This is a genomic window from Dyadobacter sp. SG02 (genome assembly GCF_900109045.1).
Classification (GTDB): domain Bacteria; phylum Bacteroidota; class Bacteroidia; order Cytophagales; family Spirosomataceae; genus Dyadobacter.
The window spans coordinates 58,369-82,858 of the sequence record NZ_FNYL01000012.1; the positions used below are offsets into that span (position 1 = coordinate 58,369).

21 protein-coding genes, 1 tRNA gene and 1 pseudogene are annotated in these 24,490 nt (G+C 45.9%); 11 read left to right on the forward strand and 12 right to left on the reverse strand.

Annotation, left to right across the window (positions count from 1 at the left end; all coding sequences use genetic code 11):
- Window positions 1–18: 18 nt before the first annotated feature.
- The 4 genes from BMW93_RS25090 to BMW93_RS25105 all read right to left on the reverse strand — a co-directional run bounded on the left by BMW93_RS25090 (window position 19) and on the right by BMW93_RS25105 (window position 3,806).
- Window positions 19–1,248, reverse strand: coding sequence for a hypothetical protein (locus BMW93_RS25090; RefSeq protein ID WP_090382863.1), 1,230 nt, complete (start codon window positions 1,246–1,248; stop codon window positions 19–21).
- A gap of 473 nt (window positions 1,249–1,721) precedes the next feature.
- The gene (locus BMW93_RS36340) at window positions 1,722–1,931 is read right to left on the reverse strand and encodes a ParB N-terminal domain-containing protein (protein WP_090382865.1); all 210 of its coding nucleotides are present in this window, start codon (window positions 1,929–1,931) and stop codon (window positions 1,722–1,724) included.
- A gap of 348 nt (window positions 1,932–2,279) precedes the next feature.
- Window positions 2,280–2,489, reverse strand: a complete 210-nt coding sequence (locus BMW93_RS25100) for a single-stranded DNA-binding protein (RefSeq protein ID WP_090382868.1) — start codon at window positions 2,487–2,489, stop codon at window positions 2,280–2,282.
- Window positions 2,490–2,933: 444 nt separating this feature from the next.
- Window positions 2,934–3,806: a hypothetical protein gene (locus BMW93_RS25105; protein ID WP_090382870.1), complete on the reverse strand. Its 873-nt coding sequence runs from the start codon at window positions 3,804–3,806 to the stop codon at window positions 2,934–2,936.
- A 638-nt stretch (window positions 3,807–4,444) separates the two neighbouring features.
- On the opposite strand from BMW93_RS25105, the gene BMW93_RS35730 reads away from it, so the two are divergent.
- Together BMW93_RS35730 and BMW93_RS25115 are read left to right on the forward strand one after the other, a co-directional pair.
- Window positions 4,445–4,906 (forward strand): hypothetical protein, encoded by a 462-nt coding sequence (locus BMW93_RS35730; protein WP_090382872.1) that lies wholly within the window; start codon window positions 4,445–4,447, stop codon window positions 4,904–4,906.
- 228 nt (window positions 4,907–5,134) lie between these two features.
- Entirely contained in the window at window positions 5,135–6,811 is a 1,677-nt protein-coding gene (locus BMW93_RS25115) for a hypothetical protein (RefSeq protein ID WP_090382876.1), read from the forward strand.
- 353 nt (window positions 6,812–7,164) lie between these two features.
- Here BMW93_RS25115 and BMW93_RS25120 read toward each other — a convergent pair whose 3' ends face one another.
- Window positions 7,165–7,890: an AI-2E family transporter gene (locus tag BMW93_RS25120; RefSeq protein WP_310590244.1), complete on the reverse strand. Its 726-nt coding sequence runs from the start codon at window positions 7,888–7,890 to the stop codon at window positions 7,165–7,167.
- Between the two features lie 13 nt (window positions 7,891–7,903).
- On the opposite strand from BMW93_RS25120, the gene BMW93_RS25125 reads away from it, so the two are divergent.
- Genes BMW93_RS25125 through BMW93_RS35930 form a run of 3 tightly spaced genes read left to right on the forward strand, consistent with a single transcriptional unit; the run spans window position 7,904 to window position 9,110 of the window.
- Window positions 7,904–8,215, forward strand: a complete 312-nt coding sequence (locus BMW93_RS25125) for a transposase (protein WP_090382878.1) — start codon at window positions 7,904–7,906, stop codon at window positions 8,213–8,215.
- A gap of 20 nt (window positions 8,216–8,235) precedes the next feature.
- Complete coding sequence (locus BMW93_RS35925) at window positions 8,236–8,637, forward strand: IS3 family transposase (protein ID WP_090382880.1); 402 nt, start codon at window positions 8,236–8,238, stop codon at window positions 8,635–8,637.
- Entirely contained in the window at window positions 8,556–9,110 is a 555-nt protein-coding gene (locus BMW93_RS35930; protein ID WP_143061722.1) for an IS3 family transposase, read from the forward strand. The genes BMW93_RS35925 and BMW93_RS35930 overlap by 82 nt, the downstream gene beginning before the upstream one ends.
- A gap of 156 nt (window positions 9,111–9,266) precedes the next feature.
- On the opposite strand, the gene BMW93_RS25140 is transcribed toward BMW93_RS35930, so the two are convergent.
- Both BMW93_RS25140 and BMW93_RS25145 read right to left on the reverse strand, forming a co-directional pair.
- Entirely contained in the window at window positions 9,267–10,067 is an 801-nt protein-coding gene (locus tag BMW93_RS25140) for a hypothetical protein (RefSeq protein ID WP_090382885.1), read from the reverse strand.
- Window positions 10,068–10,413: 346 nt separating this feature from the next.
- On the reverse strand, window positions 10,414–11,058 hold the full coding sequence (locus tag BMW93_RS25145) for a hypothetical protein (protein ID WP_090382888.1): 645 nt from the start codon (window positions 11,056–11,058) through the stop codon (window positions 10,414–10,416).
- A gap of 272 nt (window positions 11,059–11,330) precedes the next feature.
- Between BMW93_RS25145 and BMW93_RS25150 the strand changes: the two genes are divergently transcribed.
- The 4 genes and pseudogenes from BMW93_RS25150 to BMW93_RS35935 form a co-directional block, all read left to right on the forward strand.
- Complete coding sequence (locus BMW93_RS25150) at window positions 11,331–13,244, forward strand: ATP-dependent endonuclease (protein WP_090382890.1); 1,914 nt, start codon at window positions 11,331–11,333, stop codon at window positions 13,242–13,244.
- A complete protein-coding gene (locus BMW93_RS25155; RefSeq protein ID WP_090382892.1) occupies window positions 13,228–15,162 on the forward strand; it encodes a UvrD-helicase domain-containing protein in 1,935 nt (644 codons plus the stop codon). Before BMW93_RS25150 ends, BMW93_RS25155 begins: the two co-directional genes overlap by 17 nt.
- A gap of 298 nt (window positions 15,163–15,460) precedes the next feature.
- On the forward strand, window positions 15,461–15,733 hold the full coding sequence (locus BMW93_RS25160; RefSeq protein WP_229240791.1) for a hypothetical protein: 273 nt from the start codon (window positions 15,461–15,463) through the stop codon (window positions 15,731–15,733).
- Between the two features lie 8 nt (window positions 15,734–15,741).
- Window positions 15,742–16,527: pseudogene (locus BMW93_RS35935) on the forward strand (recombinase family protein); the annotation flags it as partial.
- A 736-nt stretch (window positions 16,528–17,263) separates the two neighbouring features.
- On the opposite strand, the gene BMW93_RS25170 reads toward BMW93_RS35935, so the two are convergent.
- The 5 genes from BMW93_RS25170 to BMW93_RS25190 all read right to left on the reverse strand — a co-directional run bounded on the left by BMW93_RS25170 (window position 17,264) and on the right by BMW93_RS25190 (window position 22,279).
- Window positions 17,264–17,335: transfer RNA gene (locus tag BMW93_RS25170), tRNA-Arg, on the reverse strand.
- A gap of 100 nt (window positions 17,336–17,435) precedes the next feature.
- Window positions 17,436–18,107, reverse strand: a complete 672-nt coding sequence (locus BMW93_RS25175) for an NUDIX hydrolase (RefSeq protein WP_090382895.1) — start codon at window positions 18,105–18,107, stop codon at window positions 17,436–17,438.
- An 18-nt stretch (window positions 18,108–18,125) separates the two neighbouring features.
- Window positions 18,126–18,806 carry a hypothetical protein gene (locus BMW93_RS25180; RefSeq protein ID WP_090382897.1) on the reverse strand — a complete coding sequence of 227 codons (681 nt, stop codon included), beginning with the start codon at window positions 18,804–18,806 and terminating at the stop codon, window positions 18,126–18,128.
- A gap of 128 nt (window positions 18,807–18,934) precedes the next feature.
- Window positions 18,935–20,941 (reverse strand): 1,4-alpha-glucan branching protein GlgB, encoded by a 2,007-nt coding sequence (gene glgB / locus BMW93_RS25185; RefSeq protein WP_090382900.1) that lies wholly within the window; start codon window positions 20,939–20,941, stop codon window positions 18,935–18,937.
- Between the two features lie 129 nt (window positions 20,942–21,070).
- Window positions 21,071–22,279 (reverse strand): dipeptidase, encoded by a 1,209-nt coding sequence (locus BMW93_RS25190; RefSeq protein ID WP_090382903.1) that lies wholly within the window; start codon window positions 22,277–22,279, stop codon window positions 21,071–21,073.
- A 216-nt stretch (window positions 22,280–22,495) separates the two neighbouring features.
- Here BMW93_RS25190 and budA point away from each other — a divergent pair, with 216 nt between their 5' ends.
- Window positions 22,496–23,323, forward strand: coding sequence for an acetolactate decarboxylase (budA, locus tag BMW93_RS25195; protein WP_090382906.1), 828 nt, complete (start codon window positions 22,496–22,498; stop codon window positions 23,321–23,323).
- A gap of 90 nt (window positions 23,324–23,413) precedes the next feature.
- Window positions 23,414–24,424 carry an alpha/beta hydrolase gene (locus tag BMW93_RS25200; protein ID WP_090382909.1) on the forward strand — a complete coding sequence of 337 codons (1,011 nt, stop codon included), beginning with the start codon at window positions 23,414–23,416 and terminating at the stop codon, window positions 24,422–24,424.
- Window positions 24,425–24,490: the final 66 nt, after the last annotated feature.

Below are 24,490 nucleotides of genomic sequence, written 5' to 3' on the forward strand. Positions count from 1 at the left end.
ATCTTTTGAAGTAATTAGTTACACATTAAAAACCACTCTTTTTAGATATTCTATACTCTCCTTCAAGGTATCTTTTTCAAATGCCCTGGTATTCAAAAGTGACAAGCTGGCCTGACAAACAGGAATTTTCTTGGCTAGTTTATTCCCCCACGCGTTGGTAAGCCCTTTTTGTGTCAAATCATGCAGATAGTATGCGTATGCAAACGAAGCGTGGACCTGAGCAGCGTCGGTAAACCTCTTAACAATAACCTCATCATTGATGAAAGGTAGGATCTGCTTTGACCTCTCAGTACTAAACAGATACTGCCTGGCAAACTCGTCAGCTTTATTTTCATTAACCAGAAAAAGGTCCGGCTGGCCCGACAGGTGAACTTCCCTTTTTTGTATCTCTTCCAGATCATACAATACATGGTGTAGCTCATGGATCAAGGTATGCCATAGCGTTGTGTACCTATTCAGATAATCAGTTAATACAATACAGGGCTTCCCATTAATCACCATAGTAGCCCCCCGAACCTGGATCGCCCTCAGGTAGGGCTGGTAAATAACTGTAACCCCTATACGGTATAGCGCTTTAATGACGGTCAGCAGACCCGCTTCTATGTCTTGGGTGTAAGGCCTGAGCTTTGGCAGCAGATCAATTAATTCACTTCGACTAAAATCATAGGGGTTTGCAACATTTCTAAACTGTATTGAAGCTGACTTAACCCAAAACTCTCTCATTAAAGCATTTGAATCTCTTTTCGACCGGCTGAATGCCGTCTTGACCCCAATGTCAGAATACTCATATATGCTCTCTAAGCCAAAAAATGTATTTACGCGATCCTCAATACTTTCGACAGAATTAATATTTTTCACAAAATTCTCCGACTTCAATCCCTTCAGATCCAAGCTGGTTGACAAATAGCTACCTTTTCTTGCACGCTCTATCTGACCAATCACCGAAGGCTCCAGCTGGCCTGTATACATGACTGCAAAATCTTCAATTGTAACATCAAGAAAATGTGACAGCTTAATCGCGTTGACCAAATCCACACGCTTAGCAGTACCATCTAAAATAGGAATCAGGGATTTATGCTCGATTCCGATCAACTCTACGGCATTATTGATCGTTATTCCTAAATCCTTAATTCTTTGATCGAATCTTTTCTTTATCGTATTTTCATCTCCCGTTTGTACCGTTTGGTTGACTGGTTGAACCAGCTTCCTGAAGAGCACGGAATAATCAGAATCTCTTGAATCACTCATAACCGAAATTTTTCCATAAAGATAGCAACACACCCAATAAACCCAAATAAAAGTTTGGTAAATTTACCAAACTTTTATTTTCAAACTACATTTCATACCGGCAAGAGACTACCTGTTCATGCCAATTCGACACCGATGAACAGATACCAGCTTCCTCCGAAGACCATCAGGTGCAACCAGCAACTCATTCAGATAATCTCATAATGCCACGTGGTAAAAGTCCGCGCGACCCGGTCTACGCGACCCGGTCTACGCGACACGGTCCTTTCTTTTGTTTCTTTTCTTTGCGACCCGGGGGGCAAAGAAAAGAAGCCCGCGCCAAATGCGCGGGTTTGAACGTCCTACCCTCCTAACTCAACTATAAACCTGATCCGGCTTGTTGCATGCGGGCGATGGCTTGCGATTCATACAACGGATCCGGGATTTCATCTTCGGGCTTTGCGACCAGCACAGGGACAAGGGAAAGGCCGGCATTAACGCAGCCGGAGCCTCCGCTCACCGGCTACAAGTTCAAACTCTGCCTGAGCGGACTTCCTGACCAAAAGCGGTGACAGTATCCGGTGAACAAGGATCTCAGCTGCAAATTCTTGCAGCGCGGTTTGATCTATTTGTCTGTGGTAACCACCGGAGCAAAAACGGATTTCCAAAGGTGGCAAATATCGCAATTCCGCCGAAGCGATCACAGTCTCGACAGAAGCGGCTGACCGTGCTCGGTTTGCAGTTTTTTTTGAGTGTTGATTTTACTAGCCATGGTATTGGATGGATTGATGTGTTGAAATAAAAGGTTGAACAAGGTGGCGGTGAATCACCGCCACTTAAGATTGCCCTTAGCAAGAAGGCCAGGATCACAATGGCAGGTCATCATGCTCTGTTGCTGTGTCCGCCTGCCCGCTTTGATGGACCTGATCATACCTGAGAGATTGGCTTTTCTTTGTCATACCTACCACTATTTTGAATGCGGAGGTATGAAACTGTAACCCGGCCTTCGCATCACCATCGGAGTTATGCCACACATTTGCCGAAATCCGACCCTATAATTGTACTATGGTTCCTTTCGTCAACAGCTTTGCAGCCCCGGAGTTAAGCCAGTAGGCGCATCTGACAAATTCGGTCCGATCTACCCACGTGCCGCTGTTGTCCTTACAACCGCCGGGAACGGCCAAGTTGAAATTGATTACCGTGCGCTCATCATTCAAAGCGTTCAGCACCGCGTCCTTCGTAATTCTCTCTTCGATTTCCATTTCAAATAATATTTAAGAGTTGATAATTGTTTCCTCCGGCCTGCCCGGTCACAGGCTTTTATTTGTCTTGGATTTCTGTCTATAAATGCTGGGCGTTTCCATATGCTATTTGATTTTTTTGCAGAAAGAAGGGTCGACCGGCGCCCGACCTGGAAGGCGTGGCGACAGGAGCGTCAGCCGCGAAAGCCCTTGCAGACTAATTGCGACAAGCATTAGCTTTCGGAGAAATAAATCGAAGCAGAAACGCCAGTTTTTCGGCTCGTCCAGGTCAAGCGCATGCACTAGGGTTCGACGAAGATTTTAGCAGGACGCGCCTGCTGACGATGGTTGCTTGAAGGCTATAAATTTGTTTGACCGGCGGCAATTACAGAATGGGTAAAAAATAAAAGCCCTGTCTCAGAATAATTCCGAAACAGGGCACGATTATGCAAGATATTGGTTTGGTCACAGACCGCTGATGAGCAGCTCACATTCTTTCACATATCGAAAGCGCGGCTGACTCGAAGAGCAGTTAAATGTTTGTTGCTGTTCTGTCTGAAAGATTTTTTCGAACGACTTTTCAGCCAGTCCATGATCAAGCCATTTGTTAAAAAGGCCCGCAATAAAAGGCGCAGCGAGGCGCTGCTCAATATGTCCACGCGCGCTTAACGTATAGTAAAGTGCGGCGATCTGCAATCTGGAACCCTTTCCACGATTGCGAAATCTGTACCGACCGTCCTGGGTTTGTCCACCTAGCCAGCCTTCCTTCTGCAATAATACAATCAGCCGCGCGAACTTGGATTTCCTCTGGGCATCATCTCTGCCAGTCAAAACCTGATAAAACTCTATCACTTGATTCCTTGGAGTTGCTTTTGCCGGCATTGTTTCAAACAGGTGTCGGTACTGTGCATCCAAACTATCCCGCCAGGTGACAAGCTCAGGCTTGAAGACACTTGTGCCGGAATCCCGGGAAAGCCAATCCCGAATCCGCCTGATCGCTTCGATTTTTCGGGACAGGCTTAGAAAGTCAGTTTTTGCCAACAAGTCAGTAAAAATATCCCGCTGTAGACTCAACACCATAAGCATCCTTCGGCGAAGTGTATTCATACGGTGAAGCCTTCGCGCTGAAAGCCACCAGAATGCTATTGGCTCAGAAAGATAGGCCTCGTACTCATTCAGGAAGTTTTTCTCACTTCCGTCGATGGCGAACGAAACCCTGTTGTAGTAAAGTATCAACATTCGGTTAATGCACGAAAGCTCACTTTCATAGAAGCGCCCTGTGAGCTCTTCGGCCAAAAACTTAGTAAGTGGGTAGCGTAAATTTTGTTGTAGGTTCATCTGTCCTGTTGTTTCGTTTCTACTAAACCATTCTCATCGCCAATGATTTTCATGTTTGCCCTGAAAAGGTAATAAATCATGAAAGTGGCTCCAAGGAGCTCATCCCATAAATAGACCAACAGGGGCTCAACTCCTCGCTTCCAGGGATTTTTTTGCAGGCAGTAAAGGCATCTACGCCGCGCAGCCGGAACGAAAATGAAGCCAGCTGTTAAAGACTCACGCGCACATTTAAATCCTTAAAGCGACTGAATAGGCCGGGTTCAACCAAAGACAAATGCAATGTTGTCTAAACTTCACATACCTGGTTTGCTTCTTTTGAACCGCTTCGATAATGGTAGGTTTGCGGCAATTTCTATTGTCCAACAAGTGTTCACTACCTTTTCCGATGTGCAGTGCGATGTTTCGATATACGAGCTGACAAACAAATGATTTCCCGGTAAACGAGCCGAGCGACAATACTGCCAAAATCCGTGCGAATACCATACTGTCGCAGATAACAGCCATAACTTACATTACCATAGCAATTCATGTGCAATGTCGTCCCAATTGCATAGTTTAGCGGCAATGTCGTGATCGTTAACGATTTAAAGCCAATAGAGCGACTGAAAGAATCGAAAAACAACAAAGCCCCAACTTTTATGGATCAGATCGATACACCGAATATAGACGCAGATCAGCACCCTCACGACCTGGACGAGTACAAACAGTTGACAACCTTGTTTCAAGGTTATCTTAACCTTACGGTAACGACCCTGAATTATACATTACTGCTAGCTGGCGGGTCGACGGCTTATTTTCTTAACCAAAAAAACCCTGAGTCTCCGGCTAAGTACGGACTTTGGGTACCTGCATTTATCTGCTACGCTATTGCGTTGGGATTTTACAAGGCTATCCCCTCATCGAAGGAGCTTACCACTACGCTTCACGATATCAAAGGCCGACTCAGGCTACAACTTGCTCCACACAGCGAAAACTTAACGAAAACGTTGAGTTGGTCAAGTGTTCTGCTGGCCATCGTAGGAACGGGAATAGTGGTTCTTTTTTGGTTATCCAATTGCCATTGTCTGTTATCAGAATACTTTTTGGGGAACGTAAAATAGAAGTATTGTCCCTAGAAAAATCACCAAACTGAGAAATGGCAATCGCATAAATAACAGCATCAGGCAAACATCTCAATACTCGGATTTTACCGAAGTATAAACTTTGGCATTGAAAGTGCCTACAAAAAAACATAAGTGCCAACTGCACGCCTGGTGTTGTAGTGGCAATGCAGCGGATTGTATAACTTTGATGCGAAGCGTCCGAAAAGAATTAAACCTGATTTTTAAATGGATATAGAATTCCGTGAATTCTTTGAACATTTGCTCGAAGCAGCACATACTGCGCTTGCCGAAAAGAACGGAGAAGTAATCAAAATAAATATTACAAAAGAAATACCCGGATCGGTAGATCTTTCTTCCCTAACCCGGAATGCCCTATATGTGGTGGAAAATAATGTTGAAGAGTGGATAGGGTTGAGTGTTGAAGTATTCTTAAGAAGGCACTTTAAGAAAATTGTGGTCGACAACAGTTTCCCCTCGAAACTTTCACTTATTGATGTACATGGAGATTCTGTGACAGTTCGCGAAAGCACAATGAGGGCCGGGTCTGAAAAAAAAATAGATCTTTACTTTTTTACTTCGTGGCTAGTCGAGCTCAACGTTGAAGGATCAATTGGCCTGTTTGACTCAGACCATCTCTCGGTGGAAAGCTTCAAAATAGCCAATGACCGGTCGGCAGCAGTCCATATTGAGGACCTGGATTTACAGGGCAATGTTGATCAATTTTTCATTCACAACACCCTTGTCGAAAAGGCCAGGATCGATTTGCTTGGAACCGTCGGCAAAGCTGAGGTCATCAATGTAAATTTTCACTATTTCAATCCTGGACAGCTGTACATGAGCTCCCACAAGATGATTAATTTGGCTTGTGAGGGAGGCAAATCCGAGCAATTTGCCTTGATTTTACATTCCGATGCAGGCTCGATAGTCATGCAGAACACGGATCACGAGCACTTTAATCTTGAACAAAAGCAAGGAAAAATTACCAGTCTGGCACTTAAAAGAGTATCAGCGTTAAAAACGCTTACAATTACCGGACACAATCATGACGGGCAAGCCAATAGGATTGACGATCTGTACCTTCATTCGATCAATTTCACCAAGGACTTCGTTGGCGTATTCGAGTATTTCCAAGTTCGGAAAGCCGTTACATTTTACGATGTTGTAAATCAGGGGGCGATACGCTTTTCAGATGTAGACTTAGGCAATGCAGATCTCAGGATTGGAAAATCCCGGATTGGAAATTTCAGTTTTTTCAGTTCTAAGTTGTCTAAAAAAATCTATGTGGAAGCATCCAATCTCGAAGATATAAGATTTGCAGGCACTTTAGTTCCCACGCAGATATTGGGACTGAACACCAAAACGAGCAACAAGGCTAAATTGACCAATCAAATCCAGGTAGTCCAGCAAATGAAGACTGTTATGGAAAAAACAGGCGATAAAGACTTGTCAAAGTATTTCAGGCAACAGGAGCTCCGCCTTACATACGAAAAACTCGGGTTTTTCAATAAAAAGGAGTTTGAGGAAAAGCTCACATTGTGGTTCAATTTCTCCAACGCCCACGGTCAAAGCTGGATAAAACCCTTACTGATTGCCTTGGCGGCAAGTGGGCCAATCATTTTCTCGCTTTTTGTTTTCACGATAGGCTACAGGTTAGATTTCTCAGCAAAATCTTTTCAGACATTCAGTGATCTTTGGGGCCACTACTTCGACGTGATCATTCCTTCTTACGTTTATCCCGCCAAGAACAAACTTGCTTTTCTGGAAGCCTTTCTCGGCCAGGAGAAAAACGAGCTCTGGAAATTGCCTTTTAGTGCCCAAATGCTTGTGCTGCTGAACGATGTACTGATAATGCCATTCCTGATTATACAGACGGTAACTGCTTTTAGAAAGCATGTTGCTTAGAGTGCTATCCATGCTGACCTTACATTAGGATTCATTTTGGTACCACATAAATCAGCACAGTCCGGCCGCACCGTCACAGGGGCTGATCAGGGCAGTCCTGCAAGCAGCGGCCAAGTTAAAATTGCCAATATGCAAACCAAGATTTCGTTCGCATATCGGGCGTTGGAGATCAAAATAAGAATTACTGGCTGGGTAATCCGGGCAGCTTGACTATCAACCATGCCTGTGATACCGGCTATCAACAACTACGGGACACCTGCATGTTGTATAGTTCGGATGGTATTGTTCAGATCACGGCGCGGTCTGGTTGCCATATTCGTGCTTAGTACTAACCACTTTATAACCCGTCGTAATCAAGGTTGCACTTCGGGGCCTGCCGTCGGAACCGCATCCTGCGGCAATGTGTCGCCCAAGAGCTTGCCCCACGGTTTAAGTTCATCGATACGGTCGAATACAATTTTTAGAACCGCGACAAATGGAATTGACAGAAACATTCCACTAAACCCCCATAGCATGCCGCCTAACAAAACTGCGAGTATCGAGATAAGAGCGTTTACGGAGACTTTGGATGAAACTACCCTGGGTACGATTATATGATTGTCTACAAACTGGATAACCGAATAGCTTACCAGGATCAAAAGCGGAGTCGTGTAGCCATCCTTGGTGACAAATGAAACGAGTACCGGTAATGCGATGGCAATGATTCCACCGATGTAAGGGATCAGATTCAGGATAGCACCCAGAATACCTAACAATAGCGCATACTGGACATCGAGCACTAACAGCACAGCCCAGTTCAGGCCTGTAAATATGCAAGTTTCGATCATCAGCCCAACGATGTAGCTTTGTACTGCCCCTTTGGTTTCTTTCAGGATTTCGGAAACGGAAACGGAATTATCCTCCCTGAAAACTTCAAAAATGAAGTTAAGCATCAGGGGTTTGTAGAACAAGAGCAAAAACACATAGAGTGGTAGTGTAAGCTTACAAACGCGGGGAAGCTTACAAAATCGGGAAAGCTTACATTCGATATAGAAATGGAAGCTTGAGGTGGCTCCTAAAAGCGGCACACATTTTTGCACAACCTGATGCGAAATGGGAGGTCAGAAAGGGGTTAAAACCCGGAAGAGTTACGATGCTGACTTTAAGCAGGAATTAACGAGTATGTTGGCTTCTGGAAGAAGCGCGAAGGAAATTTCCGAGACGTTTGGAATTGCTGAAAATCTTCTATATCGTTGGAAGAGAATGGCAACTATGAAGACAAAAACAAAGAATGTGGAGAGTGAAGGTAGTAAGGCTGCAAAACTTGCTGCTGAAAATGCTAAGCTACGAGCGGAAGTTGAACGCCTGAAAACCGACCGTGAGATCTTAAAAAAGGCGTTGGGTCCCTTCAGCACGTCCGACTAAGAGACGTCTATGACTTAATAATGTCGCTCTCGAAGACAAATAAGGTAAGTTATCTGTGTTCGCTTTTTGAAGTAAGCCGCACAGCCTATTACCGGTACAGGCGAGGAGAAAGTCATAATGCGGACAAAAAATACAATCGCCCAAAGCATGAAATACGGATTGAGTTTATCCGCAATTTGAAGCGATATGGCAGTCGGCGTATCAAAGAGTCCTTGAAACAAAAAGGCATCAAGATTAGTCGCCGAAAAGTCGCTGAAATCATGCGAAAAGAGGGTTTGAGGACTATTCAACCAACTAGGTTTATTCCGAGGACGACCGATAGTAAACATGGGAAACGAGTTTGTCGAACCTTCTGCTTGAACAGCCAAAGCCAGATCGACCTAATGCAGTTTGGACATCGGATATTACATACATGCCGCTGAAAGGTGGAAAATGGGCGTATCTCTGCACTTGGATGGATTTGTATTCCAGGCAGATTGTTGGTTGGCAATTAGCCGACAATATGGAAGAAAGCCTTGTCAGGGAACCGTTGGTGAGGGCACTTTTAAAGCGAAGAGCCAAAAGGGGAATGATAGTGCACCGCCGGGCGGCCCCGTCGGATCGTGGCGGACAATATTTGTCGCGAAAAATAAAGAAAGTGATCAAAACTTTCAAGTTGAGACAAAGCATGTCCCGCGCCGATGATCCGTACGATAACGCATGGGCTGAGTCATTCTGGAGTAGGATGAAGGCCGAATTAGATATGCCCAAAGGCGGTTATGAGAATATTGAAAAATTAAAGTCTGCTCTATTTGAATACATCGAAGTATATTACAATACAAGAAGGCTGCATTCGTCTTTGAGCTATTTAAATCCAGCAGCCTTTGAGGCTGAATATTACCGACAGACGGGATAAGAATTGAAGTTTTTAATATTTACTAACCCGCAAAAGTGTAAACCAAAACGGAACCACGTCAGCTTTCCCAAATTAAGACAAGCTTACCAATTCTGAATAGTCTACATTACGAGCGATCTTCTGAGGATATCTCCGATCAATAAATCACAGACAATTTTACTGTTTTTTTGCTTTATCCGACTTTTGCTGATTCATCAACAACTCTTTTAGCAGATCGATTGTATTTTGCTTTTCTTTCAAAGCCATACTATCAATACTATTGCCTATCCTTTCCGATGCTCTAAGCTTTTTAGTCAAAGTCGAGTCAGCCTCTGACTTAGTCCCCATCTGAGCGTAAAGTGTGTCTATATGCCTGAAAGAAAGATAGAATACTGCTAACAAGACAATAAATTGTGCCACGAATACCAGTTGTAAAAGTTTAAGGTTTGTCGTTAGATAGTTCAAGGTTGAAAAAATATGGCTGTTGGCAACGGAACTATTATTATAGCTAGGAAACGAAGACATAAAAGTATAACCACCAGTAAAGGAAATAGAGTTTCCCAACCAAATTGCCAGTTTGTTGAAATCCTTCAAAAGCCTATCCAAACCATCGCGTATATCGTTATAATGTGCAAGCCCCGTTCCAATCAGCAAGATCGCTTCAATGAGGTACGAACCCGGCTGTTCAATTAAGCTAAGTGTAAATGGTCGGCGCCATTGATCCTCAGCATCTGGTCTTCTCAGATGTTGAAAGGCTTTTTCAAGATAAAGATTGACAAGGCCCTTCAGAATTAGGGTCGAATCTTCCTTTTCCGGTGGTATATCAGCTCTTCCGATAACCTCCAGCCGCGCCTGTTGAAGAACTAGGTTTTGAATCTCAGAAAATCCAATTACTGGGCTTGAGAAATACAAATAAATCTTGACCTGCTGAAAGTCATTCATCTCTTCACGATAGAATTCAGTTTTCCTATAATTCATCAGAAAAAATTTTTGATATGACCGAAGAAGCAAATATTGTAAAAGATCAAAATCACATCCAGAGCAATCACTCCTTGACGATATTTATTGTGCATAATTAAACAGATAAATAGTAAATTATATTCGTATTTGACCTCCTGAAAAGAATATTTCATCCAGTAAAGGACAAATCTTTGCTTTGAAAATAAATTCAGCCGCAAAGATCACTAATTTGCTGGATAGGATATCGGCATCCACACGTCGATCGCCAATAGCATGGCACTTTTCACTCCTGCTTTTTGAACCACTAGCAATCAACATTCGATAACAACTTGAGCATGCAACAAACCGGATCGAAGGAGTTTGACTATTTGCCGCGCGAATACGAATCCTCCTTAAAGGCTATTACCGCAACAACGATCGAGACCAGAAGCGTGCCAATCAGACATCCCCAGACAAGCCAAGGGATCTGCAGGACCGCCTTTTGGATAGACTTTTCCGAATTACTATCTGGATTAAAGACAATTCCGAGCAAAATAATGAAAGGAATCAACAAATGAGCAACAATACCAGCAACCTTGACCCAACGGGATTTTTGCTCATAAAGAACGCCTCCAACGATAGTAAGCAATGCCGCTATTCCAGAAAGGATATACCATTCGAATTTTGAGCCAGGATAGTATTCGTCACAAAGGTTGACCAAGAATCCTGTGAGGACCGAAAGTATTGGAACCGTCCACTTAAAGGGCTCATCTTTTACTAACTTATTTATTTTTGCGACAATGAGAACCGTTCCTGCTGTTCCTGTCACACCTAAGAACCATGCAGAATATTTTGAGACCTCAGCTGTGATTGCGACTCCGGCAACACTACCAGTGACAGCTATTGAAACCATGCAACCTAGCGCATAAAGGATAGTTGGCAAAACCCAACCAAGCGCAAGTATAACCAACGCCAAAGCGACACCGATAGCAATAATTATCGATGGGTTTAAAAAATTTTTTTCATTCATAGTTTCACGCATGTAGATAGAGGTGCCGTATTCTTGGTTAGCTACGGTGTAGACGCCATGATACTACAAAAAAATGATAAATACTTGATTACCGATAATTTACATACAAAACAACGGCGCTAATTACCCAACGGCCTTTAATTCCATTGGCTGTACCACTCATGCTAGGAAAATGGCGACATAACCGGGTAAATTGCTTTCTTAACCGACAACTAACACGTGCTTTGCTCGGAATAATAAAATTAGAAAATTGCCACAAAAACTGAAAACTTATGTATTTATCAAGATTGAAACTTTGGGATTTCCGAAAATTCGGCTCATCCAATGGCTTCGACCTCGCTAAACCAAATTTGGATCTTCCCTTTGACGCTGGAAACAATCTTTTGATCGGCGAAAATGACAGCGGAAAAACAGCCATTGTTGATGCAATAAAGCTAGTTTTAAATACGTACAGTTATGAATCCAATCGCATTGACGAGCTGGATTTCTACACAGGAAAATCCAGGTTGCGGATCGAATGCCATTTTGACGATTTCACCGACTCCGAAGCAAAAAACCATATTGAATGGCTTGGCTGGAAAACCGAGGCAGGAGGCAGAAAGCCAACTTTAAAGTTAATTCTTGACGTTTCAAAAACGGCAGATCGGATATTGGCCAGTGAGGTTAAAGCCGGCCCCGACAATGACGGCCATAGCCTCTCTTTTGAAGCGAAACAATTCCTGCGGGCCACCTATCTCCGTCCGCTGCGCGATGCCAGATCGGAATTAACGCCGAGAAAGAATTCGAGGCTATCGCAAGTTCTGCTCAGCCACGAAGCGTTCAAGCAGCAGCCAGGGATCGAGCACAACTTCGTCCAGAAAGTCAAAAAGCTAAACAACGCGATAGTAGGTTTTTTTGAGGGAAAGGATGGTGACGGCAATGACCTAGATACCAGCCAGCAACAGGGAAAGGAGCTCAAAACGATTATCGACACATACTTAACAAACTTCCTAGGCAAAAAGTCAAAGTTTGGCATCAATGGCGATAACCTTCGAGAGATTCTAGAATCTCTATTTTTGATTTTCGAAAGTGAACTAAACCTCGGATTGGGAAGTCACAACCTGTTGTGTATTGCAGCGGAATTGCTCCACCTAGAAAAAATTGGTTGGGAAGGTCTACGTCTAGGACTTATAGAAGAGATTGAAGCTCACTTGCACCCGCAGGTACAACTACAAGTAATCGAAACACTCCAACATGAGGTAACCAGGACAAAAGTTCAGCTCATTCTCACTACTCATAGCCCGAATATTGGCTCAAAGGTCCCACTCGCTAACATTATTGTTTGTAACAACGGAAGCGCGTTTCCCATGGGGGCTATTCATACCAAGCTTGTACCGACGGACTATTCTTTTTTAGAGAGATTTCTGGACGTCACCAAAGCCAATTTGTTTTTCGCAAAAGGTGTAATATTAGTGGAAGGTTGGGGAGAAGAGTTGCTTTTAGCGACCTTGGCAAGTAAAATCGGTATTAATCTTACCCGCCACGGAGTATCTGTCGTTAATATTGGTAATACAGCTTTTCTTAGATACTGCCGAATATTCCAACGCGTGAACCAACCCTACATGGATGTGCCGGTGGCCATCGTCACTGACGCCGACATCCCACCTCTTGAACACGGCGAGACTAAAAAGACCCCCGATCCCACTGACGGCTCCAAGATGATCGATGTCCCTTACACGGCAACTGAAATAGCAGCCTTACTTACCCAGGCAAAGGCTCAAAAAACTCAAAAATACAACGGTCAGCTTGTTAAAACTTTTGTATCCGAATTTTGGACATTGGAATATTGCATAGCGCTCAGTCCCCGACTCTCCAAACTCTTCTACAAATCCGTCTTGGAAGCGCTAAAAGAGCAAAAGATAGACGATGACGTTAGAGATCTTGCAAGCTATGAAACCGCGATATCTAATCTGGACTCCCATTTTAGTGATTGGACGTTGCCCCAAAATGAAATTGCTTATCAGATCATGGATCAAATTCTGACAGGAATCAATAGTGTTGGTGTGGCAAAAAAGAAGATATCAAAATCAGTAATCGGGCAAATCTTCGCTAAAAATCTCTCTGACTCATCCGAAGATTTTGACCTAAATAATCAAACAACAATTCAATACCTTTTGAAAGCTATTCGTTATGCTACCGGTCAATGATCAGCTCATTACAGAAATTGAACAAATCCTGCTTCCAACTGGAAAAACCTTTGACCCTGAGCGCAGAGAATTTATCAAGGATCTAACCACGTGCGACCTCAAAGCTGTTCCCGGTAGTGGGAAGACTACTGTACTTCTCGCCAAATTGATGGCGATCGAAAGACAACTACCTTTAATCGATGGCAAAGCCATTCTTGTGATATCCCACACGAATACCGCTGTGGATGAAATCAAGAAAAAAATCAGCAACCTATGTCCGAAATTGTTTTCGTACCCCAATTTCGTAGGGACAATTCAAGGGTTCGTTGACGAGTTTTTGGCAATCCCCTACTATTGCCAAAAGTACGGTCACAAACCTGTCCGGATCGATAATGAAATCTACAACGAAAAGATTGGGCAGCTAAGAACCAGGCATAATTTCCAGGCTCGAAACTGGCTGAGCAGAAGATCAGACGCCCAAACCCTGGTAGAAGGGCTTAGATTAAACACAAATTTTCAGCTCTGCGATCGAAAAGGGGTGCTGTTTAATATTGTCGGACCGACAACACCGACCTATCTGGCTCTAAAAACTATGAAGATCAGCTTACTGGAAGATGGATTTTTGTGCTTCGATGACGCCTATCTGCTTGCAAATCTCTACATGGTTGAGTTTCCAGAGATTGTACAACTTATTAGAAATCGTTTTTCGATTGTTTTTATTGACGAAATGCAAGACATGGACAAACATCAGCATGACTTGCTTGAAGCCTTGTTTTTTACTGGTAATAATTCAACGATCTACCAGCGCATAGGTGACCGCAATCAATCTATTTTCAGTGACGGCATTGATGAAGAAACCGCATGGACCCCGCGGCCAAAAACGCTGACAATTGCTGGCAGCAATAGATTGTCACCAGCGATTTCAAGGATAGTGAGTCCATTTGGTCTTTATGACAATATACCTATAACAGGCTATGGACCATCACCTTTACTACCTCACATACTGTTGTACGATGATGTGAATCCGCAATCAGTACTTCCCTACTTTGCCAACCTCGTCCAGGAGCATCGATTAGCGGGCAGAATCTATAATTTATCTGACCCGGTGAAAGCGATCGGTTGGGTAGGAAAACCCTTGGAGGCCAATAAAACCTTTATAAATAATTATCACGATGACTATAAGAAAGATAATCAGGGCCAAAAGATTGACTACAGTAGCTTGATTGGCTATCTGGAAATTTTGGCCAATACAGAGGTATCATACCGAGAAGCTAGATCTCGAATTTTGAGCGCTTTCCTGAAAATATTTCGTAACCAAGGACTGAAGATCAATGGAAGAGAATATACTAAAACGCAGTTTTTAAACGAGCTCAAAACGTCATCACCTCAACTTCTTGAGAGATTAAATCTGAACCTGCTACTGTGGTGCAACAAGCTGATCATGGAGAAAAATTCAGAAAAGTGCAGACAAGCCATTGTCGGTTTCATCCCAGGATTTTTGTACGAGTGGAAGACCGTAGGAACTTTGCACTCGGAGGTCATCTCGTTCCTGAGCTCAACCAGCACTTTGACTACTTCTCCTACTCAACCGACATCAGAGCAAAACTATGGCAATGTATATGAGTTTAATGGTTTAAAGATAGAGGTGACAACTGTTCATTCAGTGAAAGGGGAAACACATTCTGCAACACTATACATGGAAACAACCTACCACAAATGTGAGTCAGAAAAATGTCTTGACCAACTCAAAGGAAATTCCGCTACCAGTCTAAGCCAGGCAAGAAAAAAAGAAGCGAGTAAAATGATGTACGTTGGATTTTCGAGGGCGACATGTTTTTTCTGCTTTGCGGCGGCGAAAAGCCGCTTGTTAGCTCATAAGGATGAGCTGGAGCGTGCTGGCTGGGAAGTCCTTGAAATTCAAGAGCCACGCGTTTCATGAGTCATTTACGTAGGCAATATGTGCCCGCGCTGTTAAACTCAACCATGTATAACACGAGCTACCAGCACATACCGAAAGACCTGATGTCCCATGGATTTTTTTCAAATTCGCATTAGTCTTGAAATTATAAAAAAAACCTAATACGCTAGCTATAAGACCACTATACTTACCAACCTTTGCAAATCAACCAGCATTTGGTTCGACATTTGTTCCGTTGCAGTTAGGATATTCCACTTCTTGTGCTCCACAGGCAAAGGGCAAATGACGAAAGCTGTTCTTCAAAACGTTCATCTCCGCGTTGACCCATTCGAAAATCGAAAGGGTGTTTGATCCCCGTTATCGCAGGCCTAAATTATGGCTTGGAGAAAAGAACGAGGAAATGGGGAAACGAGGCGAACTTAACAATGAGCAAGTAATGAATGCCGTCAAACACCTGAAAGATACCGGCGAAGACATAACTATCGAGCAGGCAGAAAAGATGCTGGAATCGATGCAACACCTGGTCACATTGGCTATTAATCAGTATTTTCGTAAGGCTTCTGGTTCGAAGCGCAATTCGTCAACAAAATAATCAAGACCATGTCCAGAGCTATTCTATATGTCAGGGTAAGCACTGATGAACAAGCAGAAAAAGGCTATTCTCAGCGAGATCAAGAGGAAAGGTTGCGAAATTGGTGTAAATACAATTCCGTGGAAGTTGTCGAAGTGATCGTCGAGGACCATTCGGCAAAAACATTCTTGCGACCAAAGTGGCAAATGCTACTTGCCCGATTGAGGGAGAATAAACGACTTCGGATTGATCAAATCCTATTTACAAAATGGGATCGATTTAGTCGCAACGCTGGTGATGCGTACCAAATGATCAATATCCTCCGCAAAGCGGGTATTGAACCGCAGGCTATCGAACAACCACTTGATATCCGAATTCCAGAAAACAAGATTATGCTTGCTTTCTATTTAGCTGCGCCCGAAGTTGAGAATGATCGTCGCGCGTTAAATGTCTTCCACGGCATGCGGCGAGCTAAGAAAGAAGGACGCTGGGTTGCCACAGCCCCAATAGGATATCGTAATGCACGGTCATTTGACGGAAAAAAAATAATTGAGCCTGACACAAATAAGGCACCGATAATGAAATGGGTGTTTGAAGAACTTGCATTGGGTAGGTTTAACACGGAACAAGTATGGAAGCAAGCGGTCAGAAAAGGACTAAAGTGCAGTAAAAACAACTTTTGGCTCGCAATTCGGAATCCGGTCTATTGCGGACAAATATTTATTCCCGAATTCGAAGAGGAAAAGGCACAGCGTGTGAAGGGATTGCACGAGCCAATAGTGTCGCCATCAACGTTCAATTTAGTGCAGGATATGATTTCCGGACGAAAACGGAATCCATATCAAAAGCCAAAAATCGTCTCAGATGACAACCTTCCACTCCGGGGGTTCTTACGTTGTACCAAATGCGATAGAATGCTATCAGGAAGCGCATCGAAAGGAAGAAGCAATTACTACTACTATTATCATTGTTCCTCGTCGTGTGGTGTTCGATTTAAGGCGGACAACGTAAATGAAAAATTCGAACGTCAACTCAACATGCTATTACCGCGTCCCGGCCGGATGAAAATTTATTCTGATCTGGTGCTTAGTAGCTACAAGGAACAGACGAAAATACGGGAAAAGGAGCGGCGTGATTTGGTGGATGAACTCGACAAGATAAATGAGAGATTACGAAATGCCCGAATCAAATTGGTCGATGGGCTTATCGCGACAGAAGACTTCGAGCATGTTAAATCGCATTGCACAAAACGAATTGAAGAACTTGAAATTAAGCTGAACAGCTTTTCCGACGATCAAGCAGAAATAGGTGCCTATTTAAAGCATATCCTCACGGGACTCGAACACCTCTCAAAGCTTTATAAATCAGGCACCTTAGAAGAAAAAAGACAGATAATTGGTTCGATCTTCCCCGAAAATTTGACTTTTGACGGAATGGAACATCGAACCGCTCGACTGAACGAAGGGATTGATCTTATCTATCAGATAACGAGCAAGTTAAGGACACAAAAAAAAGGGACAAGTGCGTTTAAAAACGACTTGTCCCTTAGGGTGCTCCCGAAGGGATTCGAACCCCTATCGATGGTACCGGAAACCATTATTCTATCCATTGAACTACGGGAGCATTCGTTGGCTTTCGGCCGGTAACGGGGTGCAAATATAGCTCCTATTTTGAATTTCGAGCAAATCACGCCCGATTTGTTTTCAAATTTCTCCCCCGAAAATCATAACTTTTTCAGCAACTCCCAGTCGCCCACGCTTTTCAGGTAGAGATAGTCCAGTAATACCCCGTTTACGTTCGTGATCAGCTTGTGCCCTTCCTGGAATGGTACCACGAAGGTCTTGATGTATTCGTGGTCGGAAAGCAGGCCTTGCACAGTGTTGTGGTACGACTGGATAGCTTCCGAGGAGAGTTCCAGCTCGCAGTAAAACATGTACATCGCTTCGTCGCTCGTGCCGGTGGAGGGGTAAAATGGCTCGCTGTTGACGCTGATCAGCCGGGATTTGTCGACAGCGATGCCGGTTTCTTCGAAAACTTCACGGGCGGCCACGGAGGCCGCGTCGCTTTCGCTGTCGAGCATGCCCGCGGGGTGTTCGTAGGTCATGGAACCGTCGCAAATGCGGCGTTGCTGTACGAGGAGCAGGTATTTTTCCCTTGTTTCGACATCGATGAAGCATACGAGTACACTCACGACTTCGCCTTTGAGGAAGCAGATCGGCGGGATTTTATTGCCTTCCGGCGTGGTAGCGTCGGTGTAAAGGAGCGAGAACAGCACTTCGCCGTGACCATTGCGGCGGGTGTAAAGTTCGTCTACCCGATGGATGTCCAGGCCGTTGGCGACCAGCCGGTTTTTCCAAAGGTTGTATTTATGCGAATCGGTGAGATTCTCTGCCATAAGTGAGTATGGTGATTACTAGTTGTACAACGGAAACGACAGTGCCACGTAGGGAACGCCGTAAGTGGTCGAATAGCGGGTCTGACCGTTGATAAGCTTTTCAGGCGACGCGTAGGTGACGCGCCCGTGTACGTACGCGACTTTCAGGCCGATCTGATCCGTAATCCAGAAGCGGACATAGGCTTCCGACTGCCCGTTTTGTTTGTCCATAAAAAGCGGTAAAGCGTTCAATGTCGCCGGAGCGCTTTTCAGGTAAGCATTGTAGTGCACGCTGCCTTCGTCGTACAGCTTACCGCCTGCGTACAATGCATTGCGTTTTAGACCGAATGCGAGACCGAAAAGGTCCGTATTGGCACCGATATCAAATTTCCAAACCCTTAAATTGGCCCCGAACACGAAGCTGGCGCCATTGGCAGAAATCTTGCCAAATTTGAGCGTATCCGAATTGAGGGCACTGGTCTTGGGTAGCATGTCCGTGCGACCTGCGTAATAGCCCCAGCCACGCACACCCCATCCTATCCTGAACCACGGAAAGTTCGCGAGACTCAACTCCTGATGGTATGTGACGGAAGGCACCCAAACCTTGTCCTGATAGCCCAGGCCGAGGTCGATGCCGGAAGTAACGCGGGAAATATCCTGGGAAAAAGCTTTTGATAAACTTAAAAAAACAAAAAGTACTATGAATCGAATGGCTTTCATCTGATCGTGATGTTTGGATCGGCAAAGGTAAAAAAATAAGGCAGAGACCCCAGCCTCTGCCTCAAGATCATCTGCGAATTAAGTAAACGGTAGACACTCATCAGCCACTTCACCGTTGCTTCCCTCCATTATTTCCGCTTTTTGGCCGCCTTTCTAAGTACTACTGCTCCGAGCGGAGGCAGGTCGAGGATCAACGAATGCGCTTTCCCGTGCCATTGGTGGCTTTCCGCGGTGACGGGCTCGTAGTTGATGATCCCGCTGCCGCCGAATTTTTCCGCGTCCGAATTGAATATCTCCTGCCAGCTTCCTTCCGAGATCACGCCCACCCGATAGCTTTTCCGGGGAACCGGCGTCAGGTTCAGCGCGACGATCACATTGCGCTCTGGATCAGTTGATTTGCGGGCGTACACAAGCACTGAATTTTCGCGGTCCTGCGTATCGATCCACTCGAAACCGTCGTGCGAGAATGAGTAGTCGAACAATGCAGGCTCTTCCTTGTACAGTTTGTTGAGTGCAATCACGCATTCGCGGACGCCTTTGTGCGGCGCGTGTTCCAATAAATGCCAGTCGAGGCTCTGCTGGAAATTCCATTCGGAGGTTTGCCCGAACTCGCCGCCCATGAACATCAGCTTCGTACCCGGGTGCGTGAACATGTACGTGAACATCAGGCGCAGATTCGCGAACTTCTGCCATTCGTCGCCGGGCATTTTGTTAATGAGCGATTTCTTGCCGTAAACGACCTCGTCATGCGAGAAAGGCAGCATGAAATTCTCCGAGAATGCATATACCAAACTGAAAGTGAGCTGATCCTGGTGCCATTTCCGGAACGCCGGGTCTTTCTCAAAATACTTCAAAGTATCGTTCATCCAGCCCATCATCCATTTCATACCAAAACCTAATCCGCCCACAAATACAGGGCGCGATACGCCCGGGAATGCGGTTGATTCTTCGGCAATCGTCTGAACATCCGGAAACTCGGTATAAACGGCGACATTCATTTCACGCAACAGGGAAATCGCTTCCAGGTTCTCGCGCCCGCCAAACTCGTTCGGTATCCATTCGCCATGTTTGCGTGAATAATCGAGGTACAGCATCGACGCCACGGCATCCACACGCAGGCCGTCGCAGTGATAGCGGTCCAGCCAGAAAATAGCATTACTGATCAGAAACGACCGTACTTCGTTTCTTCCATAATTGAAAATATAGCTCTTCCAATCGGGATGATAGCCTTTGCGAGGGTCTTCGTGCTCGTACAATGCCGTGCCGTCGAAGCGGAAAAGCCCGTGCGCATCGCCGGGGAAGTGCGAAGGGACCCAGTCCACATACACGCCGATACCCGCCTGGTGCAACTGGTCTACGAGGTACATCAACTCCTGCGGCGTACCCATACGCGACGAGCACGAGAAATAGCCCGTAATCTGGTACCCCCACGACGGCGCGTAAGGGTGCTCCATAACCGGCATCAGTTCCACGTGCGTGAAGCCCATTTCCTTCACGTAAGGCACGAGGCTTTCGGCGATTTCCTTATAGGTAAGGTGCCTTTCCGGATCGGATGGGTCGCGCTGCCAGGAGCCCAAATGCACCTCGTACACCGAAGTCGGCGCATTCAGCTTGTTCTTTTCCCTGCGCACTTTCATCCACTCGGCGTCATTCCACTCGTACCAGGTATCCCAAACGATGGAAGCCGTGCGCGGAGCCACCTCGCACCAGAGCGCGAACGGGTCCGATTTTTCGAGGTGCTGCCCGTCTTGCGAAATAATGTAGTATTTGTAAACTTCTCCTACCCCGACATTAGGTATCCAGCCCTCCCAGATCCCGGAGCTATCCCAGCGCGGCGCCAGCGAATGCGTGCCGTGGTTCCAGCCGTTGAAATTCCCGATCACCGACAGGTAGGTCGCATTGGGTGCCCACACTGCAAAATAGGTCCCTACCACCCCATTGACCTCCATCACATGCGAACCCAGCTTCTCATAAAGCTTGAAATGCTTGCCCTGACGGAACAAGTGTATGTCGAAGTCTGTAAAACGGCTAATGGTTTCCACCGCATTCACCGACTGGGCCGCCACAGAAGTGCCGGCATCCTCGGCAGGATCGACGGTTGCGTTTGCTTTTTTCTTTTCGGTTGACTTAGCCATTTGTTACTCTTCAATTAAAATGTGTAATCTGTTCGAGGACGTAAGATTTACAATTTTATTAAACTATTTATTAAAATGTATATATTTTTTGTCCCCTAGGTAACGTCCCGGGCGCCACTTGAAGACAAATCAGATGTTGCCTGCGGCCTTTTCTACCTGATCCAGAACGCGCATGATGTTGCCGCCCCATATTTTTTCGATATCCTTCGCAGAATAGCCTCTTTTAACCAGTTCCTCGGTGATCGCACCGATCTGGCTAACGTCCTGCAAACCCACGACTTCGCCTCCCCCATCCATATCCATGCCAATGCCGACGTGATCCACGCTCGTAAGTTTGATCACGTGCTCGATGTGGTTCACCGCGTCCTGCACCGTAGGCATATCCGATTTGTACTTTTCATTGATCGCCTTCATTTCATCACGCAGGGCTTTCTTATCCGCGTCCGAAAAGTCGGTCTGGCGGATTTTAAGGCGCAATGCTTTCAACGACATTTCGTGCGGCTCGGAAGGCTTTTTCACAAAGCCGGGCACAAAGTTGATCTGGATCACACCGCCGTTTTTGGCCAGCGTTTTGATCATGTCGTCGGTCATGTTACGCGGCACATCGCACAATGCGCGGCACGACGAATGCGAAGCGATCACAGGCGTTTTCGTGAGTTTGATCACATCGTAGAAAGTGGAGTCGGAAACGTGCGAAATGTCGACCATAATACCCAAACGGTTCATTTCCTTTACCACCTCTTCCCCAAATGCGCTCAGTCCGTTGAATTCCGGGCCGTCGCCGTCTGTCGAAGAGTCGCAAATGTCGTTGTTCAGCGAATGCGAAAGGGTAATGTAGCGCAGGCCGAGGTCATAATAGAGTTTCAGATTTGTGATGTCCTTCCCAACCGGCCAGCCATTTTCCATACCGATAAAAACGGAGCGTTTGCCTTCTTTTTGTAAAAGGTAGGCATCTTTGGAAGTGGTGGCCAGTCCACAGGTCTGCGGATTGGCCTTCACAGCCTCGTGGATTTTGTCAAAAATCGCCAGTGCCTTCTTCTTGGCTTCCGCATTTGCGGCTTCTGTGCGCTTACCCTGCCCGAGGTAGACGGCGAAAAACATCCCGTCCATTCCGCCCCGGATCATGCGGGGGAAATCGATCTGTGAGCGCTCTTTTTCAAAATCGTGCTCCACGGCTACGTCGAAGCCGGGCTTCATCATGTTTATAGGAACATCGGCGTGGGTGTCGATGGTGAGTGCCGCGGCGTGGATCTTTTTGGCCTTGTCGGACATCACGGGCGATGCGAGTTGCGCATGCGTAAGCGCGGGAACGAGTAACAGGAGTAAAAACCTTTTCATTTTCTGGAGTAATTGGTGATTGGTAAAGGAATATTAGCTGTTTTTAAATTGATCTTTTTTTACCGCAATGTCAACTACCGCCCCGCTTTCCCTCCTATTCTCCTAATTATCCCCGGTCAGATGCTATAATGCCTTTGAATAGAATGTCACCGCGCGCTTTGCAAAGATTCGCCCGTATGCCGTCATTTGTAACCATTTGCCAAACCCTTTCCGCTCATGGTTCGTCTTTCCGCATTTCCCAAGATCATCTTCCATTGCCTCGTGGCTGGATTTGCAATCGGCTTTTTCGCAACTGACAGCTTCGCGCAATCCGCCAGAAAACGCCACACAACAGCACCCGAACAGGATTTTATGTACCAGTATTCGATCATCGACGCGCTGATGGCCGGTGTTTTCGACGGTGACCTGACGATCGGGCAACTCAAAAAGAAAGGCGATTTCGGGGTAGGCACATTCAACAGGGTCGACGGTGAGTTGCTGGTCGACAAAGGGCATGTTTACAAAATCAGCTATGACGGCTCGGTGAAGGAAGTCCCCGATTCCGACAGCACTTCCGCCGCATTTGTGAAATTCTTCCAAGCCGATACGGTGATCCATTTGAATGGCCCGGGGCTTACTTACGAAAAAGTACAGGAACAGCTCAAACACATCCTGAATCCGAACGGCATTTACGCATTAAGGATTTCCGCCGCTTTCCCGACCATGACCACCCGCGCCGAAAAGCCGGCTGGCAAGCCGTACACTTCGTTACCCGAGCACCTGAAACACAACCAGGTTGTTTTTGAATTGAAAAACACCAAAGGCGTTTGCGCCGGCTTCCTGCTACCGCCCTACCTGGCTCGTACCAATGTGCCAGGGTTCCATTTGCATTATCTGGCGGACGACCACAAGTCGGGCGGGCACATTTTCAGTTTCACTGCCGATGCGGTTACCATCGAAGTCGACTTTGCCAAAGGCTTCACCATTGAAAACAATACCAACGCGGAGTTTGGCAAAGTAAACCTCCAACCCGACCGCGGCGCCGAATTGAAAAAAATCGAATAGCACCGCAGCATTGCCGCAATTCCATTAGGGCGCAGAACTTGCCGTCTAGCCTTACAGCATTATATTTACGCCTGATTTTTACCCGCTTCCATGAAAAACAGCCTCCTGCTAACGTTCCTCATCCTGTTTTCCGCCGGCGCCGCCAATGCGCAGGTGACCTATTTTGCGGATCTGATAGGCAAGGGCTTCAAACAAGCGACGATCGTCCAGGCTTCCGACTACGAAGGCAGCGTTACCTGCACCCTTATTCGAAAAACAACACCCGAAAAAAGTGCCAAAGCGGTACTTTACGTGCACGGCTTCAACGACTATTTCTTCCAGGAGGAAATGGCCGAGCGGTACATTAAAGAAGGTTTCAACTTTTACGCCATCGATCTGCGGAAATATGGGCGCTCGTGGCTCAGTCATCAGAAGTTCAACAACGTCCGCGACCTTTCGGAATATTATGCCGACCTCGACACAGCCCTCGCGGTAATCAAGGGCGAGGGTAATGAAAAGGTGCTTTTGAGCGGGCATTCGCTGGGCGGGCTGATCATCTCGCTGTATGCAAGCGAGCGCGCGGGCAAGGAGAAGTTCGACGCGGTGTTGCTTAACAGCCCGATGTTTGCTTTGAATATCAAATCCGGCCTTAAAAAAACTGCTTTACCCCTGCTGCTAAAAAGAGCCGAAAAACACCCCGAAACCAACTTCGACCTGGGTATTAATCCGCTTTATGGTGAAAGTTTGCACATTACCGCCCACGGGGAATGGTCGTACAGTCTTGGTTTGAAGCCGTTTATCGCGCCGCCTGTCAATCTCGGGTGGATACGCGCGGTGTATCATGCGCAGGAACGACTTGCACAAGGCGTTACCATCAATAAACCGGTGCTGGTGCTGCATGCGGCCAAATCCATCGACGAGAAAAAATGGAGCGACCTTTTCTTCACCGGCGATGCTGTGCTGAATGTCGAGGATATTGCCCGCCAAGGCCAGAATATTGTAGGTCAATACAGCATCCAGGCCGTTCAGGGCGGTATGCACGACCTGATCCTTTCCAAGCAGCCCGTCCGCGACGAAGTGTATTCCACCATTTTCAATTGGGCCAAACGGACAGTTAAGTAGCCCTCCCCGCATGGAATGCCCCGCATTCCATGAATGTCGACTTCAGATTTCCTCCAAAATTTGTAG

Excerpts from the sequence above, each read along its gene's own strand:
- BMW93_RS25090 (WP_090382863.1), bottom strand. The coding sequence starts at position 1,248 with ATGAGTGATTCAAGAGATTCTGATTATTCCGTGCTCTTCAGGAAGCTG.
- BMW93_RS25100 (WP_090382868.1), bottom strand. The coding sequence starts at position 2,489 with ATGGAAATCGAAGAGAGAATTACGAAGGACGCGGTGCTGAACGCTTTG.
- BMW93_RS25105 (WP_090382870.1), bottom strand. The coding sequence starts at position 3,806 with ATGAACCTACAACAAAATTTACGCTACCCACTTACTAAGTTTTTGGCC.
- BMW93_RS35730 (WP_090382872.1), top strand. The coding sequence starts at position 4,445 with ATGGATCAGATCGATACACCGAATATAGACGCAGATCAGCACCCTCAC.
- BMW93_RS25115 (WP_090382876.1), top strand. The coding sequence starts at position 5,135 with ATGGATATAGAATTCCGTGAATTCTTTGAACATTTGCTCGAAGCAGCA.
- BMW93_RS25125 (WP_090382878.1), top strand. The coding sequence starts at position 7,904 with ATGGGAGGTCAGAAAGGGGTTAAAACCCGGAAGAGTTACGATGCTGAC.
- BMW93_RS35925 (WP_090382880.1), top strand. The coding sequence starts at position 8,236 with ATGTCGCTCTCGAAGACAAATAAGGTAAGTTATCTGTGTTCGCTTTTT.
- BMW93_RS25140 (WP_090382885.1), bottom strand. The coding sequence starts at position 10,067 with ATGAATTATAGGAAAACTGAATTCTATCGTGAAGAGATGAATGACTTT.
- BMW93_RS25145 (WP_090382888.1), bottom strand. The coding sequence starts at position 11,058 with ATGAATGAAAAAAATTTTTTAAACCCATCGATAATTATTGCTATCGGT.
- BMW93_RS25150 (WP_090382890.1), top strand. The coding sequence starts at position 11,331 with ATGTATTTATCAAGATTGAAACTTTGGGATTTCCGAAAATTCGGCTCA.
- BMW93_RS25155 (WP_090382892.1), top strand. The coding sequence starts at position 13,228 with ATGCTACCGGTCAATGATCAGCTCATTACAGAAATTGAACAAATCCTG.
- BMW93_RS25175 (WP_090382895.1), bottom strand. The coding sequence starts at position 18,107 with ATGGCAGAGAATCTCACCGATTCGCATAAATACAACCTTTGGAAAAAC.
- BMW93_RS25180 (WP_090382897.1), bottom strand. The coding sequence starts at position 18,806 with ATGAAAGCCATTCGATTCATAGTACTTTTTGTTTTTTTAAGTTTATCA.
- glgB (WP_090382900.1), bottom strand. The coding sequence starts at position 20,941 with ATGGCTAAGTCAACCGAAAAGAAAAAAGCAAACGCAACCGTCGATCCT.
- BMW93_RS25190 (WP_090382903.1), bottom strand. The coding sequence starts at position 22,279 with ATGAAAAGGTTTTTACTCCTGTTACTCGTTCCCGCGCTTACGCATGCG.
- budA (WP_090382906.1), top strand. The coding sequence starts at position 22,496 with ATGGTTCGTCTTTCCGCATTTCCCAAGATCATCTTCCATTGCCTCGTG.
- BMW93_RS25200 (WP_090382909.1), top strand. The coding sequence starts at position 23,414 with ATGAAAAACAGCCTCCTGCTAACGTTCCTCATCCTGTTTTCCGCCGGC.